Raw genomic sequence first — 15,508 nt, 5'->3', positions numbered from 1 at the left:
ACCGGGCGCAAACGGTTGACTGCCCCGCCGCTGGTTCATTCGGTGGCGGTGGCGTGCGGGAAGCTCAGGATCGCGGTCGTGCCCTCGCCCGGCCGGCTTTCGAGCCGAACCGGCCAGCCGTAACGATGCGAGAGCCGCTGCACGATGGACAGGCCGATGCCCTGGCCTTCCTTGCCCGGGTTCGCGGCCCGGTAGAAAGGTTCGAACACCCGCGCCAGCACGGCCTCATCCATGCCCACGCCGGTGTCGGCGACCGAAATCTCGCCGTGGCGCACGGTCACGGTGACACTGCCGGCATCGGTGTAGTTGCAGGCATTGCGCAAGAGGTTGCTGAGCATCACCGACAGCACCCGCGCCGGTGCGTGCAGGTGGAATCCGCGCTCGATGCGGCAGATCACCTCCACCGGCTTGCCGGCCAGCAGCAGCCGTGCCTTCTCGACCTCCTCCTGCACGACCTCGGCGACGTCGAAATCCACGTCCGGCAGACCGGTGTCACCTTCGCGGGCCAGGATGAGGAAGGCTTCGATCAGCGCTTCCATGTCGCGGCCGGCGCCCTGTATGCGGCCCAGGGACTTGCGCGCCATCGGCGACAGGCTGTCGTCGCCGGCCATCATGTCGCCCGCCACGCGGATGACCGTGAGCGGCGTGCGCAATTCGTGCGAGGCATCGCGGGTGAAGTCACGCTCGCGCTGGACGAAGTTTTCGATGCGGCTGGCGAACTCGTGCAGCGACTGCGCCAGCACCAGGGTTTCGCCCTCGACGTCGGTGGGCAGGTTTTCGGGGCTCAGCAGCGCGGGTTCGGGCTGCTTGGGATCCCAGCGCTGGACCTGGGACGCCAGCCAGATGACCGGCGACACGGCGCGCCGCGAAGCACGGTAGGTCGTCCAGGCGATCACGTAGATCACCACCAGCACGATCGCCAGCGGCGCCATGCCGAACCAGAAGGCCAGGCTGTCCACCTGTTCCTGCTTGAACAGCAGGTACAGGCGGTGGCCGTGTCGGTCCTCGTCGACCAGCACCAGCGAGCCACCCTGCGCGCGGGGCAGGGCGTGGAATCCCGGTGCCAGGCCGCGAATGGTCGCCGGCAGGCGCGTCGCATCCGCGCCCGCGGGCAGCAGGTAACCGGTCATGTTGTACGTATCGGGCACGTCCGCGCCCGGGTCGGCCTGCATGCGCTGCCAGTAGTGCGCGGCCTCTTCCTGCAGGGCCTGCTGGATCAGCACGTGCTTGAGCACGGCCGAGGCGCCGTAGACGCCCAGCACCGCGGCGAAGCTGATCGCCGCGGCCTGCAGGATGAAGGCGGTCCAGATCTTGCGCCGCAGTCCCTTGCGATGCGGCATGGCGTCAGCCGGCCGGGGGGGCATCGAGGTCGGCGATCCGGTAGCCGGCGGTCTGCACGGTGTGCAGCAGCGGGCGGTCGAACGGCCGGTCGATGGCCTTGCGCAGGTTGTACAGGTGGCTGCGCAGGGTGTCGGAGTCGGGCAGGCCGTCTCCCCAGATTTCGCGCTCGATGTCGCGACGGGTCACCACGCGCGGCGATTCGCGCATCAGGATGGTCAACAGGCGCAGGCCGATCGGCGAGAGCTGGATGTCCTGGCCGGCGCGGGTGACGCGCAGGCTCGCGGTGTCGAGCACCAGGTCGGCCACCTTCAGCACCTCGGCGCTGACCTGGCGGCGGTCGCGGCGGATCAGGGCGCGGACGCGGGCTTCGAGTTCCTGGATGGCGAAGGGCTTGACCAGGTAGTCGTCGGCGCCGGCTTCCAGCCCGACCACCTTGTCGTTGAGGGTGTCGCGGGCGGTCAGCATGAGCACCGGGGTCGACTTCTTGGCCTCGTTGCGCAGGCGGCGGCACACTTCCAGGCCGTCCATGCGCGGCAGCATCAGGTCCAGCACGATCACGTCGTAGCTGTTGTCGGCCGCCAATCGGTAGCCGTCCGGGCCGTCGGTGGCGTAATCGACGCCGAATCCCTTGGATTCGAGGTATTCACCCACCATCTCGGACAGGTTGCGGTTGTCTTCGACCACAAGAATCAGGCCTGCCGGGTCATCGCGTCGCATGGGGTACTCCTTCAGGAATGTGAAGATTAAGTCTTCAGCTTTGTGAAGATTAAACCCCGGCCCCGGTGATTCGGATGTGAAGCTCCCGGCAAGGCGGCGTCAACAGACGCTCAGAAGCGGATCTTGCCGGTCAGCATGTCCTTGAACATGACCCAGTCGCCGGCGAAGGAATAAAAAGGGTGCTTGAAGGTCGCCGGGCGATTGTGCTCGAAGAAGAAGTGGCCGACCCAGGCGAAGGCATAGCCGCTGATCAGGGCGCCGAGCAGCCACCAGGCGTTGAACGTAACCAGGGCGGCGGCTAGGAAGGCCAGGGCCACGCAGCTGCCGACGAAGTGCAGGCGGCGGCAGGTCGGGTTGGCGTGCTCACCCAGGTAGAAGGGATAGAACTCGCGAAAACTGGAAAACCCCTGGCTCATGTCGTCTTCTCCTCGGCCTTGGCGCGATTCCAGTACGCATCCTGCGCTTCCAGCGTCAGGCTGGAAAGATCCACGCCCTCCCCGGCCGCCAGCTGTTCCATGCGCCGGAACCGGCGCTCGAACTTGGCATTGGCCCGTCGCAGCGCGGCGCCGAAATCGACCTTGCCGTGGCGGGTAAGGTTGGCGACCACGAACAGCACGTCGCCCAACTCGTCCTCGAGGCGGTCGCGCGCCCCTTCGTCGCCGGCGGCGACGGCGTCGAACTCGACCCGCACTTCCTCGATTTCTTCGTGCAGCTTGGCGATCACCGGCGCCGGACCGGGCCAGTCGAAACCCAGGGTGGCCGCGCGCTTCTGCAGCTTCACCGCACGCTGCCATTCCGGCAGGCCACGGGTGATGCCGGCGAGCACGCTGGTGTCGGCGTCGCCGCTGGCGGCGCGCTCCTGGCGCTTGAGTTCTTCCCAGTTGGCCAGCTGCGCCTCGGCGTCGGCCTGGCTGGCGGCGTCGCCGAACACGTGCGGGTGCCGGCGGACCATCTTGTCGTTGATGGCCGCGGCGACGTCGGCGAAGGTGAAGTGACCGGCCTCCTCGGCCATGCGCGCGTGGAAGACCACCTGCAGCAACAGGTCGCCCAGCTCGTCCCTGAGGTCCTGCATGTCGCCGCGGCCGATGGCGTCGGCGACCTCGTAGGCTTCTTCGATGGTGTACGGCGCAATGCTCGAGAAATCCTGGGCGACATCCCAGGGGCAGCCGCGCTCAGGGTCGCGCAAGCGGGCCATGATGGCCAGCAGGTCGTCTATTTCAGCCATCCCCACCCTCGTCCAGCCAGTCGCGCCAGGGCAGGGACACATCACCAAGCGCGATGAAGTGCGGGTTGAGGATGTTTTCCTTGCGGTTGTAGTCCAGCGGCGTACCGTCCAGTCGCAGCACGGCGCCGCCGGCCGCCTCGAGCACGCACTGCGCCGCGGCGGTGTCCCACTCGCTGGTGGGGCCGAAGCGCGGGTAGACGTCGATGCTGCCTTCGGCGATGCGGCAGAACTTGAGCGACGAACCCAGGCCATGGCGTTCGGTTTCGCCCATGCGTTCAAGCGCGGCGGCGGTACGCTCGTCCAGGTGCGAACGGCTGGCAGCGACCCGCAGCGGAGACGTTGCGGGCCGTCGGGTCTGCAGGGGGATGTCATTCCCGCGCTCGCGCAGGAAGGCGCCGACGCCGGCTTCGGCGTGCACCAGGTAGTCGGTGACCGGGGCGAACACCACGCCCAGCACCGGACGACCGTCCCGGATGAGCGCGATGTTGACGGTGAACTCGCCGTTCTTCTTGACGAACTCCCGCGTGCCGTCGAGCGGGTCCACCAGCCAGTGCTGCGTCCACTGGCGGCGAACCTCCCAGGGGATGTCCGCGTCCTCTTCGCTGAGCACGGGGATGTCCGGGGCCAGGCGACGCAAGCCCTCGACGATGATCCGGTGCGAGGCCAGGTCGGCCTGGGTCAGCGGGGAATCGTCGTCCTTTGCCTGCACGCTGAAATCGCGCGCATAGACGGACAGGATGGCGTCGCCGGCCTCGCGGGCCAGGCCGATACAGGCCTCATGCAGTGGATTCACTCTCGCTCCTTGAGCAGTTCGCGCACGATGAACAGGGCGGCCAGTGACCGTCCTTCCGAGCAGTCCTCGCGCAACATCAGGTCGGCCAGCCGGTCGAACCGCCAGGGCACGACCTCCAGCTCCTCGGGTTCGTCGCCGGGCAGGCGCTCGGGGTAAAGGTCTTCGGCCAGGACCAGGTGGATCTGGTGGCTCATGTAGCCGGGCGCCAGCGTGATCGAGCGCACCAGGCTCAGCTTGCGCGCGCCCATGCCCACTTCCTCCTTGAGCTCGCGGTTGGCCGCCTGCTCGACGGTTTCGCCGGCGTCCATGCGGCCCTTGGGCAGGCCCAGTTCGTAGCGATGGGTACCGGCGGCGTACTCCCGGACTAGCAGCACCGTGCCGGGGTCGGGTATGGCGGCGATGATGACCGAGCCGTGGCCGCCGCTGACCAGGCGTTCGTAGCGGCGGCGCTCGCCGTTGCTGAACTCCAGGTGCAGGATTTCGCGGCGTCCGCTCTCCAGCGGCTGCTCTTCACGGGCATGGATGGTCGGCAAGGGACGCATCGGGCGATTCTAGCCGCTGCCGCCGCCGGCGTCCCGGTGAACGCGTCGCGGTTGGACAGGCGGCGCCGGGCACCGGATCATCCGCGCATGGACAAACAAGCAGCTATCCACGCCCTGGACGAGGCGGCCTGGCGTCAACGCGACCTCGCCGTGGTCTGGCACCCCTGCACCCAGATGAAGGAGCACCCGGGCACCCTGCCCCTGGTACCGATCCGGCGCGGCCGCGGCGCCTGGCTCGAGGGCGTGGACGGCAAGCGCTACCTCGACGCCGGCAGCAGCTGGTGGACGAATCTGTTCGGCCACGGCGAAACCCGCATTGCCGAGGCCATCGGCAGGCAGGCGCGGGAGCTTGAGCACGTCATCTACGCCGGCTTTTCCCATGCCCCGGGCCTGGCACTGGCCGAGGCCCTGCTCGAGCGGGCGCCACCGGGCCTGGCGAGGGTGTTCTACGCCGACAACGGCTCGGCGGCGATCGAAGTGGCGCTGAAGATGAGCTTCCACAGCCACCTCAACCGCGGCGACGGCCAGCGCACGCGCTTCATCTCGCTGACCAACGGCTACCACGGCGAAACCATCGGCGCCCTGTCCATGGGGGACATCCCCCTGTACCGCCGCGTTTACGCGCCGCTGCTGCTCGAACCCCTGTTCGCGCCGTCGCCCGACGCCTATGAGGCAGAACCGGGGGAGTCGGCCGAGGACTGTGCCCTGCGCCGCGCCGACGAACTGGCGTCCCTGCTCGAAACCCATGCCGGCAGCGTCTGCGCGCTGGTGCTGGAGCCGCTGGTGCAGTGCGCGGGCGGCATGCGCATGTTCCATCCGGCCTACCTGCGCCGGGCCCGCGAACTCTGCGACGCCCATGGCGTGCACCTGATCGCCGACGAGATCGCGGTCGGCTTCGGCCGCACCGGCACGATGTTCGCCTGCGAGCAGGCCGGCATCACGCCGGACTTTCTTTGCCTGTCCAAGGGCCTGACCGGTGGCTTCCTGCCGATGTCGGCGGTACTGACCACCGCCGCCGTCTACGACGCCTTCCTCGACGATTCGCGCGAGCGTGCCTTCCTGCACTCGCACAGCTACACCGGCAATCCGCTCGGCTGCGCCGCGGCGCTGGCATCACTGGCGATCTTCGACAGCGACGACGTGCTGGCGCACAACCGGGAAACCGCCGCGCGCATGGCCGCGCTGGCCGCGCCGCTGGCCGCGCACCCGCACGTGGCGCAGGTCCGCCAGACCGGCATGATCCTCGCCATGGAATTGGTGGCCGACCGCCGGACCCGCGCGCCCTTCCCCGCCGCCGACCGCCGTGGGCTGCGCGCCTACCGGCATGCGCTTGACCGCGGCGTGGTGCTGCGCCCGCTGGGCGACATCCTGTACTGGATGCCGCCCTACTGCGTCGGCGAGGAGGAGCTGTCGCTGCTGGCCGACGTCACCACCACCGCCATCGGGGAGGCCTGCCGGCCATGAGGACGATCCGCTGTTATGTCGACCAGCCGCTGGCGCCCGGCGGCCTGGCGACCCTTTCGGAAACCGCCACCGGCCACCTGGTGCGCGTCTTGCGCCTGGGGGTGGGCGATCCGGTGGTGCTGTTCAACGGCGACGGCCACGACTTCGCTGCCCGGCTGGTGTCGGTCGGCAAGCGGGGCGCCGAGGCGGAGGTCGTCGATGCCCGCCCGGTGGCGAATGAATCGCCGCTGCGGATCACCCTGGCCCAAGGCATCGCCCGCGGCGAAAAAATGGACCTGGTATTGCAGAAAGGCACCGAACTGGGCGTGGCGGCCTTCGTGCCGGTGAGCACCGAACGCACCGAGGTGAAGCTGGACGCCGAACGCGCCGCCAAACGGCTGGCGCACTGGCAGGGCATCCTGGCCGCTGCCTGCGAACAGGGTGGTCGGGCGCGACTGCCCCGGCTGGGCGAACCCGTGTCGCTTGCCAACTACGCGGTCGCGGAAAACGCGCCGGTGAAACTGGTGCTCGACCCGCAGGCCGATCTGGGCCTGCACGACCTGTCGCTGCCGGCTGCCGCGGAAGTGGCGCTGCTGGTCGGCCCCGAAGGCGGACTGTCGGAACGTGATCTCGCCGCTGCCCGCGCCGCCGGCTTCAGAGGCCTGCGCCTGGGCCCGCGCATCCTGCGCACGGAAACCGCGGGGCTGGCGGCCATAGCGGCACTGCAGGCCCTGTACGGGGATCTGGGCGGCCGCCTTCCCTGAGGAGCGCCGATCAGGCGGCGGCCTGGGCCTGGCCGAGGGCTTTCTGGATGAGCAGTTCGACGCTGAGCAGGTCTGGCACCACCGCCGGGTCGTCGTTGAGCGTAACGCGGGCGTGCACGCCCAGCGGCAGGTCCTTGATCTCGTGCGACTGCTTGAGTCCTTGGGCCGACACGGTGACCAGGCGCGGGAAGCCCTGGGACAACACGGCAAAAAACGGCAGTTTGGGATTGCCTCCCAGCGCCTTCAGCACCGCGACCTTGGCGCCCATCTGGCCGTCTTCCTCGGACCATCCGGCGAGTCGCGAGAACGACAGGAGCGGCAGCCGCCAACCACGCCAGCGCACCCGGCCAAGCAGCCACTGCGGGGCATTGGCCAGGATTTCCGGCTCCGAATAGGTGATCACCTCGGCCACGCTGGCGTTGGGCAGCAACAGCCGGCTGCCGGTCACCGAGATCAACACGCCGCGGATATCACGCTGGGCGTTCATGCCATTCCTCCGGGAAACACGTTAATGCCACCGCTCGACGATGCGGGCGGCGAGATCGGCGGGCGCGCCAGAGGCAGCGCCTGCCTGGGCCACCGCGTCGGCGGCGGCCGAGTCGAAACAGCCGGACGGATCCTGGGCCAGGACCAGGCCGCCGGCGGCGTGGATTTCAAGAACAGCCGGCACCAGCGAGGCATCCGCGCCGCTGAGCACCAGCACGCCGCTGTCGGCCGACGGCAGCGCCGCGAGCACGGAAGCCAGGTCGCCGTCGGCGAAGACCAGGCTGCTGCCCTCGAGCCGGGCACCCATGCCCGGCGGCAGCACCGTGACGCGCCCGGGGTAGGCCAGCTTGCCTTCCTGGGCCAGGTCGAGCGGCATGCGGCTGGCCTTGGCCAGCTGGTCGACGAGGCGATCGTGTTTGCCCGCGTCCAGGTGTTGGTAGAGCAGCACCGGCAGCGGCAGGTTCACCGGCAGGGCGGCCAGGAGCTGCCTCACCGCGTCCGGGCCGCCCAGGCCTGCGAGCACCAGCAAGGCGCCGGCGTAGTTCGACTGGCTGGGCGCGGCATCGTCATCGACCAGGCTCAGGCGGCTGGTCGGCTGCGCGGCACCACCGGAGCCTTGTGAATAGGCGACGGCCACCGCGGCATCGTGCGGCCCGTCGTCCATCGGCGCGAGCTCGAGGTTGCCGAAGCCGGCAAAGCCGCCAACCCGCGGCGCGTCCGCAGGCGGCGGCGCGGGGGGTTCAGGTGCGGCAACGGCTGGCGCCGGCGGCTCCCCAACGTCGAGGTCGTACTCCGGATCGCGTGCTTCCTGGCGCTGGTCGTTGGCCTCGAAGGCCTCGAGCTGGGCGGCCAGTGCCGCCACGTCGTCATCAAGCGTATCGGCGGGCGGCGCCTCTTCGTCCGAGAAGCTGGAGAAGCGCACCGGCTCGTCTGAAAGCGCCATGTCCGCGAGCAGCGGTTCGTCGACAGGGTCGGCCAGGTCGAGCCCGGCCGACGAATCCGGCGCGGCTCCTTCGCCCACGGCACCGCCACCGGCCAGGGCTTCTTCCAGGCCGCTGAGGTCGAGATCGAAATCGAGGTCTTCGGCGGGCGCCTGGGTCGCGTCATCGCCGGACGTATCGTCTTCCCGAGGTTCGTCGGAAAGCTTCGGCTGGGTCGGCACCCACTCGGACAGGTCCAGCGACTCCGAGGCGTAATCCTCGAGCTTCGCATCGGCCATCATTTCCGCGGGCGTGGGCGGCGCGCCCGGCTCCATCCGCGAAAGGTCCATCTGCGGCAGCGGGTCGGCATCGCCCGGTACCGGCGGCAACACGTCGGTGCCGACCAGTTTGGCCGCGAGATGGCGGGCCCAACGGGCAAGGTCCCAGCCATCGAGCTGGCGGGTGACTTCGGCATCGTCGTAGAGAACCTCCACGCCGGGCTGTGCGAGCAGGTCGTCGAAACGCTCCAGGGCGTCCTCGATGGCCGGCTCCAGGCTCACCAGCACGACACGCGGCGAGTGGCCGGCGACGGTGGCGGGATCGAGCTCGGAGGGATCGCCCTCGGCAACCAGGTCGGCGCCCAGTTCGGCCAGGGCCCGGCGCAACTGGTCGCGGGCATCACCCGGCCGGGCGAGCAGCGCAACGCGCACCGCTGCCTCAGCCATTGACCTGCTCCTGTTCGATACCGAGCATCTCAAGCACGTTACGCATCAGCTCGACTTCCTGGTAGGGCTTGCCGAGGTAGCGGTTCACGCCGATGTCGAAGGCGCGCTGGCGGTGCTTCTCGCCGGTACGCGAGGTGATCATGATGATCGGAACGTCCTTCATGCGCGCGTCAGAACGCATGTTCTGCGCCAGCTCGTAGCCGTCCATTCGCGGCATCTCGATGTCGAGCAGCATCAGGTCGGGGACGCGCTCGGCCATCTTCTCGATGGCATCCACGCCGTCCTTCGCCGTCATGACTTCGAAATTGTGGCGTTCGAGCACGCGGCCAGTGACCTTGCGCATGGTGATCGAATCGTCGACCACCATCACCACGGGCACGCGGTGGACTTTGACCGGCGGCGCGGCGGCGGCCGCTGCTGCCTCGGCGGCGTGGTCGATCGTGGACTGGCGGCGCACCAGCGGCGCGACGTCGAGGATCACGACCACGCGGCCGTCACCCATGATGGTGGCGCCGAAGATGCCCGGGATCGAGTTGACCTGCGGACCCACCGGCTTGACCACGATCTCCTTGCTGCCCAGCACCTGGTCGATGCAGATCGCGGCGCGCAGGTCGCCCGACCGGGCGAGCAGCAGCGGCATCTGCAGGCTGTCCTGGGCCTTGGCCGTGGCATGGCCGATCAGGCGGCCCAGGTCGTGGATGACGTAGGGTTCGCCGGCGTAGCTGAAGGTGGGTTCGCCGCTGGCAAGCTGCTTGTCGAGCTCCTCGCGGGTGATGCGACCCACGCCCTGCACCGAGGCGATGGGCACCGCGTAGCTGGTGTCGCCGATCTTGACGAACACCGCCTGGGTGACCGCCAGGGTGAAGGGAAGGCGGATCGTAAACGTGCTGCCCTTGCCCTGCTCGGAGTCGATGATGAGCGTGCCGCCCAGCTGGCGGATTTCGCTGTACACCACGTCCATGCCGACGCCACGGCCGGCCAGTCGGCTGACCGATGCAGCGGTGGAGAAGCCCGTTTCCAGGATGAAACCGTAGAGCGCCTGGTCGGAGACTTCGGTCTCGGGCTTGAGCAGGCCACGTTCGATGGCCTTCTTGCGGATGGCTTCCTTGTCCAGGCCGCGGCCGTCGTCGCTGATCTTGAGCACGACTTCCGAACCTTCGCGAAGCACCTGCACGCGGACCGTGCCTTCCTCGGGTTTCTTGGCCTTGCGGCGGTCGGCCGAGCTTTCCAGGCCATGGGCGACGGCGTTGCGCAGCATGTGTTCAAGCGGCGCGGTCATGCGGTCGAGGACGTTGCGGTCCATTTCACCGCTGGCGCCGTCGACCTTGAGGTTGACCTGCTTGCCGGTTTCGGTGCCCGACTGGCGCAGCACGCGACGCAGGCGCGGGACCAGCGCGTCGAAGGGCACCATGCGGGTGCGCATCAGGCCTTCCTGCAGGTCCGAGCTGACGCGCGACTGCTGCAGCAGCAGGGTTTCGTACTGGCGGACCAGGTCGTCGAGCGAACCCTGCAGGCTGGTCAAGTCGGCTGCGGACTCGCCCAGCGAACGCGAAAGCTGCTGCTGGGTGGTGAAACGGTCGAGTTCGAGCGGATCGAAGGTTTCTTCGGTGACGTCGCCCTCGCGCTGGTAGCGCGCGATGATCTGCGCCTCGGTTTCGATGTCGAGCTTGCGCAGCTGATCACGCAGGCGCGTGGTGGTCTGGCCGAGTTCGCCGAGGTTGCTGCGGAACGCACCGAGCTGCTGCTCGAGGCGTGCACGGTAGATGGCGACCTCGCCGGCGTAGTTCACCAGGCGGTCGAGCAGGTCGGCGCGGATGCGGACCTGTTCCTGCGGGGCGCGAACGCCGGACCCGTCGTCGTCCTCGCCCAGGCCTTCGATGGGCGCCGACAGCGGCGCCAGGCCATCCGCGGTCGGGCCGATGGAGAACTGCGCAGCACGGCTGATCGCGGCTTCCTCGGCTTCGGCCGCCTTGCGGTCGAGTGCGGTCTCGCGCGGCAGCGCCGGCGCCTGTTCGGTGGCCGGCGTCTTCTCGGCCGCCGGCTCACTGGCGTCGAGCGGTTTGCCCTTGGCCAGGGCGTCGATCTGCGCGATCAGGTTGGCCGGCAGCGCAATCGCCTTACGCTCGCCGACGCGCGTGACCATGACGTGCAGGCGGTCGAAGGCGCGCTCGAGCACGACCACGCCGGCCGGATCGAGTTCGCGGCGGCCTTCCGCGACGACCTCGAGCAGCGACTCCATGGCGTGGCCCAGCTCGCCGACCGGGAAGATGCCGGCCATGCGGGCACCGCCCTTGAGCGTATGCAGGTCGCGCTGCAGGCCGACCACCAGTTCGCGGTCGGCGGGGTTGTCGCGCAGGTCGGCCAGCATGCCGTCGGAATGGTCGAGCAGGTCTTCCGACTCTTCCAGGAAGATGTCCAGCAGTTCGACGTCGAGGTCGGTGGTGTCGAGGGCGGCATCCGGGTCTTCGGGGTCCACGGCCAGGGGCACCTGAGCACGCGCGCTGGTGCCGGCCGCTTCGGTTTCGACGGCTTCCGGCTCGGAGACCTCGGGTTCGATGACTTCGGGCTCAGTGACCTCCGGCTCGATGACTTCGGGCTCGGTGACTTCGGGCTCGGTGACTTCGGGTTCGACGACCTCGGGCTCGGCGGTGCCGGCCTCCGCCCCTTCGGGCGACGTAAGCTTTTCGAGTTCCTCGAGCGACATGCCGTAGAAGTCGTCGGCTGGCGTGGCGGCGGCCGCAGCTCCGGCGGCGGCAGCAGCTTCGGCAGCGGCCTGGGCGGCAGCCGCGGCTTCGGCAGCTTCGGCGGCGGCCCGTGCAGCGGCGGCTTCCTCGGCCTGGCGGGCTTCTTCGGCCTGGCGGGCTTCTTCTGCAGCCAGGGCCTCTTCGGCGGCGCGGGCTTCGGCTTCGGCGGCTTCGGCGGCGGCGGCGGCTTCGGCGGCAGCGGCTTCGGCGGCCGCAGCTTCGGCAGCAGCAAGCGCGGCCGCTTCCGCGGCAAGGCGCGCTTCCTCTTCGGCGGCCCGGGCCGCGGCTTCCTCGTCGGCGCGCGCCTGGGCTGCTGCGGCTTCGCGTGCAGCCTCCTCGGCGGCGGCGGCTTCGGCGGCGGCAGCTTCAGCGGCAGCCTCCGCGTCAGCAGCCGCCTTCAGCGCTGCCTCGGCAGCCTGCAATTCTTCGTCGCTGATCGCGTCGCCGCTTTCGGCCTCGCTGATCGACAGCATCGGTGCCCCGCCCTCTTCGGCGGGCATGCCGGCGTCGGCCAGGAAGGCATCGAGCGAAAGGTGCTCGGTTTCGGGGACCTCGCCAGGCATTTCCGCCGTGTCGCCGGCATCCTCGCCGAGCGCGGCAGGCTGCTCGTCGACCGGGAGGTCGAAGCTGGGCAGGCCGGAAAGGTCCGGAGCCTCGAGCGCGACGGCGGTCGGCAGTTCGCCCGTGGTATGGGCGTCATCCGGACCCATCGGCGACAGCGGCGCCATGGCTTCTGGCATCGCATCGCGCAAGGCGGCCACGCGGGCGGCCAGCTCGGAATAATCCGGCATCTTCGCACCGGGACGCTCGAGCACTTCGATGGTCTCGCGGATGGCCTTGGCCACCTGCGACACCGTATCGACGCCGGGCTGCCCCGGCACGACCTGGGCTGCCAGCGAGCGCTTGAGGAATCCTTCCAGCGGCGACGTGATGCTGGTGAGCGCGGTGACCTCGGTCATCGCGAAAGCACCGTTCATGGTGTGCACCGAGCGCAGCAGCGGGTCGCTGACTGGCTGGGGACCACCGGCGGCACAGGCGGCAAGCCAGGTGTCGATGGTTTCCAGGTGGCCGGCCACCTCGGGCTTGAGGATCTCGAACAGCACCGGGTCGATGGCAAAACCCGAGTCCGGCGTCGGCGGCACCAGCGGGCCGCTGTCGGCTTCGGGCTCCGGAACCTCGTCTTCGAAGACCGGAGGTTCGACTTCGGGCTCGGGCAATGCGGGTTCGACGCTGGCCACCGGGGCCTCGACGCCTGCCGCCGCAGCGGGCTCGTAGATCACTTCCTCGCCCGCCGCCACACGCTCGGCCACGGCTTCGATGCCCGCGAGGTCGGCATACACGGTTTCACCCTGCAGGGCGGCACGCAGCAAGGGCAAGGTGTTGAAGGCGTTCTCGATCAGCGACACCACCGCCGGGCTGGCGGCGCGGGTACCGTCGAGCACGCGGTTGAGCATGGACTCGACCTTCCAGCTGAACTCGCCCAGGGTCTTGGCGCCAACCAGGCGGCCACTGCCCTTGAGGGTGTGGAACACGCGGCGGATGGGCCGCAGCTGTTCCATGTTGTCCGGCTGCTTGCGCCAGGTGGGCAGCAACTGTTCGAGGTTGCCGATTTCCTCCTGGAATTCCTCCAGGAAGACTTCACGGATCTCGTCGTCGATTTCGTCACTCGCCCCGTCGAAGCCGGAGATGACGGGCAGGCCGGCGCCAACGCTGGCGCTGGCGACTTCGACTTCGACTTCGGGAACCTGTTCCGGGGCCACGGGCTCGGGCTCGGGCTCGGGTTCGGGTTCGGGTTCGTAGGCCTGGATCGGTTCCGGTTCCGGTTCCGCCTCGGGCTCCGGCTCGGGCGCGGCGGCTTCCGCGGGCTCGGAAAGCTCCGGCGGCAAGGCCAGGTCGATGCCCAGGTCCGGGTAGGCGGGTTCTTCCGGCGCTGCGACGTCCGGCGTCGGGCCCGGCTCGGGGCCGGCAGCAAAGCCGGCAGCCGGTTCGGCCGGAGTGGCCGGCACGTCGGCGGGCGCGGTGGGCACCACCGACGCAGGCGATGCCAGGTCTTCGGCCGGCAGCGGCCAGTAACCCAGGGACTCGAGGTTCTGGCGCGCGACTTCGAGGATCTGCTCGCGCTTCGGGCGTCGGTCGCGCAGGGCTTCGAGGTAGTACTCCAGGCTCGCCAGGGCGTCGGCCAGGCGGTCCATCTGCTGGCCGTTGGGCACGCGGCGACGGCGCAGCAATTCGTTTTCGGTGAACTTGCGTACGGCGGCCAGGTACTGGGGCGCGTCCTGGATTTCAAGGATGCGCAACGCACCGGCGACTTCCTCGATCAGGCGCGGCACGTCGGCCAGCTGGGCGTGGTCCCAATGGGTTTCGACGAAAGCCACGAAACACTGGCGGGCCTGGGCGAAATTCGCGATCGCCTCCTTCACCAGCACTTCGAGCACCTGTCGCGCTTCGCTGCCCGGCAGCGTGCGCTCGGTGCTTGCCGTTTCGTCCGATGCATCGGACTCGCCGAGGCGGGCGACCTGGTCGTCGAGGGATGCCTCGACGTAAAGCAGGGCGCCGGCGATGTCGAGCAAGGCGGATTCGTCGGCGGCGCGCTGGCCGCTGGCGATGGCATTCATGGCCGTGCGCTGGTCCTGCACCACGCGGCGCGGCACGCCCAGGCCCAACATGCCCAGGGTGTCGGCGACGCGGTCCAGGGCCTCGGCCTGTTCACCCAGGTCCTCGGGGCTCGCGTCCGGGGTGCGCAGATGCAGGTCGAGTGCGTCCTTGACCCGCAGCAGGTCTTCCTTGATGGCCCCGGCGACGGTGGAAAGCAGCGCCTTGTTGCGGCCGCTCAGGCTGCCGCGGGCATGTGCGAGCTCGGTTTCGCTGGGCATGTACTGGCCCAGGCCGAAAACTTCGCGGATCTCGCCGATGCGGCCACCCTCGGTGGGGGCATGGGCGACGAAATACAGCAGCTGGCGGGTCAACTCCAGCGGCGGATTGCTGCGGAACGCGGCGTCACCGCCCTCGGCCAGGCGCTTGATTTCCTGTTCGACCTTGGCGAGCGCCTGCTTGAGCGGCTTGCTGGCTTCGAACGCGCCCTTGGCCAGCGCATCGAGCGTGCCGGCGGCGACCCAGAACAGGCGACGCGCGTGTTCGGCATCGGTGATCGGCACCAATTGCTCGCAGACATCGGTGAGGTCGCGAATGGTGTTGGCGCTGTTGTCGTCCTTGAGCCAGCGCAGCAGCGCCGACTGGAAGAGGCCCCGCATGCCATCGGCACGACGGCGAAGTTCATCCTCGGCCAGGGGTTCAGCCGGGCCGGCAGCCGAAACCGGCAGCGGGCGGGACAGGTCGGGCGAGAACAGCACCGACTCCGACAAGCCTTTCTCGCCGCGCGGTTCGCGCAGTTCGTTGAGCAGCGGCAGCAGGACGATCGGAATGTCCCGATGGCCCGACTGCAGTCGCTCGAGGTAGTCGGGCAACTGCACGATGCCGCGCATCAGAGCGGCGTAACCGACGTCGCGGTCGGCGACCTTGCCTTCCTGCAGCGCCTTGGCCAGCTGCTCCATTTCTTCGGCCACCATGGCGGCGCCGTAGAGTTCGACCATGCGCAGGGTGCCCTGCACCTGGTGCAGGAGCGATGAGCAGGCCTTGAGCTGACCCGGGTCTTCGCCGTCCTCGACGTAGGCCTCGAGGGCCTGCCGCGCCTGGCGCAGCGTTTCGTCGAGCTCGGGCTTGACCCAGGTGAGCGTCGTGAAATCTATGTTTTCATGCAGCCTCATGCCGAGGTCCTGTCTAGGCTGGAACGTCCGGGGGGACGGCCATG

The 15,508-nt window shown here is 69.1% G+C and carries 11 protein-coding genes; 2 read left to right on the top strand and 9 right to left on the bottom strand.

The features are described from left to right. Nucleotides 1–35: 35 nt before the first annotated feature. The 6 genes from ACYVJH_RS13460 to nudE all read right to left on the bottom strand — a co-directional run bounded on the left by ACYVJH_RS13460 (nt 36) and on the right by nudE (nt 4,618). On the bottom strand, nt 36–1,340 hold the full coding sequence (locus ACYVJH_RS13460; protein WP_460455159.1) for a sensor histidine kinase: 1,305 nt from the start codon (nt 1,338–1,340) through the stop codon (nt 36–38). Nucleotides 1,341–1,344: 4 nt separating this feature from the next. Then, on the bottom strand, nt 1,345–2,058 hold the full coding sequence (locus ACYVJH_RS13455; RefSeq protein ID WP_460455158.1) for a response regulator transcription factor: 714 nt from the start codon (nt 2,056–2,058) through the stop codon (nt 1,345–1,347). Nucleotides 2,059–2,168: 110 nt separating this feature from the next. Beyond that, complete coding sequence (locus ACYVJH_RS13450; RefSeq protein ID WP_460455157.1) at nt 2,169–2,474, bottom strand: Mpo1-like protein; 306 nt, start codon at nt 2,472–2,474, stop codon at nt 2,169–2,171. Next, nucleotides 2,471–3,283 (bottom strand): nucleoside triphosphate pyrophosphohydrolase, encoded by an 813-nt coding sequence (gene mazG, locus ACYVJH_RS13445; RefSeq protein ID WP_460455156.1) that lies wholly within the window; start codon nt 3,281–3,283, stop codon nt 2,471–2,473. Before mazG ends, ACYVJH_RS13450 begins: the two co-directional genes overlap by 4 nt. Continuing rightward, nucleotides 3,276–4,076, bottom strand: a complete 801-nt coding sequence (gene cysQ / locus ACYVJH_RS13440) for a 3'(2'),5'-bisphosphate nucleotidase CysQ (RefSeq protein ID WP_460455155.1) — start codon at nt 4,074–4,076, stop codon at nt 3,276–3,278. The genes mazG and cysQ overlap by 8 nt, the downstream gene beginning before the upstream one ends. Continuing rightward, entirely contained in the window at nt 4,073–4,618 is a 546-nt protein-coding gene (gene nudE, locus ACYVJH_RS13435) for an ADP compounds hydrolase NudE (RefSeq protein WP_460455154.1), read from the bottom strand. Before nudE ends, cysQ begins: the two co-directional genes overlap by 4 nt. Nucleotides 4,619–4,705: 87 nt before the next feature. On the opposite strand from nudE, the gene bioA reads away from it, so the two are divergent. Both bioA and ACYVJH_RS13425 read left to right on the top strand, forming a co-directional pair. Further along, nucleotides 4,706–6,082: an adenosylmethionine--8-amino-7-oxononanoate transaminase gene (gene bioA / locus ACYVJH_RS13430; protein WP_460455153.1), complete on the top strand. Its 1,377-nt coding sequence runs from the start codon at nt 4,706–4,708 to the stop codon at nt 6,080–6,082. Continuing rightward, nucleotides 6,079–6,825: a 16S rRNA (uracil(1498)-N(3))-methyltransferase gene (locus tag ACYVJH_RS13425; RefSeq protein WP_460455152.1), complete on the top strand. Its 747-nt coding sequence runs from the start codon at nt 6,079–6,081 to the stop codon at nt 6,823–6,825. Before bioA ends, ACYVJH_RS13425 begins: the two co-directional genes overlap by 4 nt. Before the next feature lie 10 nt (nt 6,826–6,835). On the opposite strand, the gene ACYVJH_RS13420 is transcribed toward ACYVJH_RS13425, so the two are convergent. The 3 genes from ACYVJH_RS13420 to ACYVJH_RS13410 are packed head-to-tail and all read right to left on the bottom strand — an operon-like array spanning nt 6,836 to nt 15,464. Then, nucleotides 6,836–7,312, bottom strand: a complete 477-nt coding sequence (locus tag ACYVJH_RS13420) for a chemotaxis protein CheW (protein ID WP_460455151.1) — start codon at nt 7,310–7,312, stop codon at nt 6,836–6,838. A gap of 21 nt (nt 7,313–7,333) precedes the next feature. Continuing rightward, complete coding sequence (locus ACYVJH_RS13415) at nt 7,334–8,956, bottom strand: chemotaxis protein CheB (protein ID WP_460455150.1); 1,623 nt, start codon at nt 8,954–8,956, stop codon at nt 7,334–7,336. Then, complete coding sequence (locus ACYVJH_RS13410; RefSeq protein WP_460455149.1) at nt 8,949–15,464, bottom strand: Hpt domain-containing protein; 6,516 nt, start codon at nt 15,462–15,464, stop codon at nt 8,949–8,951. The genes ACYVJH_RS13415 and ACYVJH_RS13410 overlap by 8 nt, the downstream gene beginning before the upstream one ends. Between the last annotated feature and the right edge of the window lie 44 nt (nt 15,465–15,508).

Source organism: Arenimonas aestuarii (assembly GCF_054781715.1).
Note: the sequence above shows the minus strand (reverse complement) of the source record. Positions and strands in the feature narration are given on the sequence as shown.

Bases quoted from the DNA above. Each gene is read 5' to 3' on its own strand.
- bioA (WP_460455153.1), top strand. From the start codon at position 4,706: ATGGACAAACAAGCAGCTATCCACGCCCTGGACGAGGCGGCCTGGCGT.
- ACYVJH_RS13420 (WP_460455151.1), bottom strand. From the start codon at position 7,312: ATGAACGCCCAGCGTGATATCCGCGGCGTGTTGATCTCGGTGACCGGC.
- ACYVJH_RS13455 (WP_460455158.1), bottom strand. From the start codon at position 2,058: ATGCGACGCGATGACCCGGCAGGCCTGATTCTTGTGGTCGAAGACAAC.
- ACYVJH_RS13460 (WP_460455159.1), bottom strand. From the start codon at position 1,340: ATGCCGCATCGCAAGGGACTGCGGCGCAAGATCTGGACCGCCTTCATC.
- mazG (WP_460455156.1), bottom strand. From the start codon at position 3,283: ATGGCTGAAATAGACGACCTGCTGGCCATCATGGCCCGCTTGCGCGAC.
- ACYVJH_RS13410 (WP_460455149.1), bottom strand. From the start codon at position 15,464: ATGAGGCTGCATGAAAACATAGATTTCACGACGCTCACCTGGGTCAAG.
- ACYVJH_RS13415 (WP_460455150.1), bottom strand. From the start codon at position 8,956: ATGGCTGAGGCAGCGGTGCGCGTTGCGCTGCTCGCCCGGCCGGGTGAT.
- ACYVJH_RS13425 (WP_460455152.1), top strand. From the start codon at position 6,079: ATGAGGACGATCCGCTGTTATGTCGACCAGCCGCTGGCGCCCGGCGGC.
- ACYVJH_RS13450 (WP_460455157.1), bottom strand. From the start codon at position 2,474: ATGAGCCAGGGGTTTTCCAGTTTTCGCGAGTTCTATCCCTTCTACCTG.
- nudE (WP_460455154.1), bottom strand. From the start codon at position 4,618: ATGCGTCCCTTGCCGACCATCCATGCCCGTGAAGAGCAGCCGCTGGAG.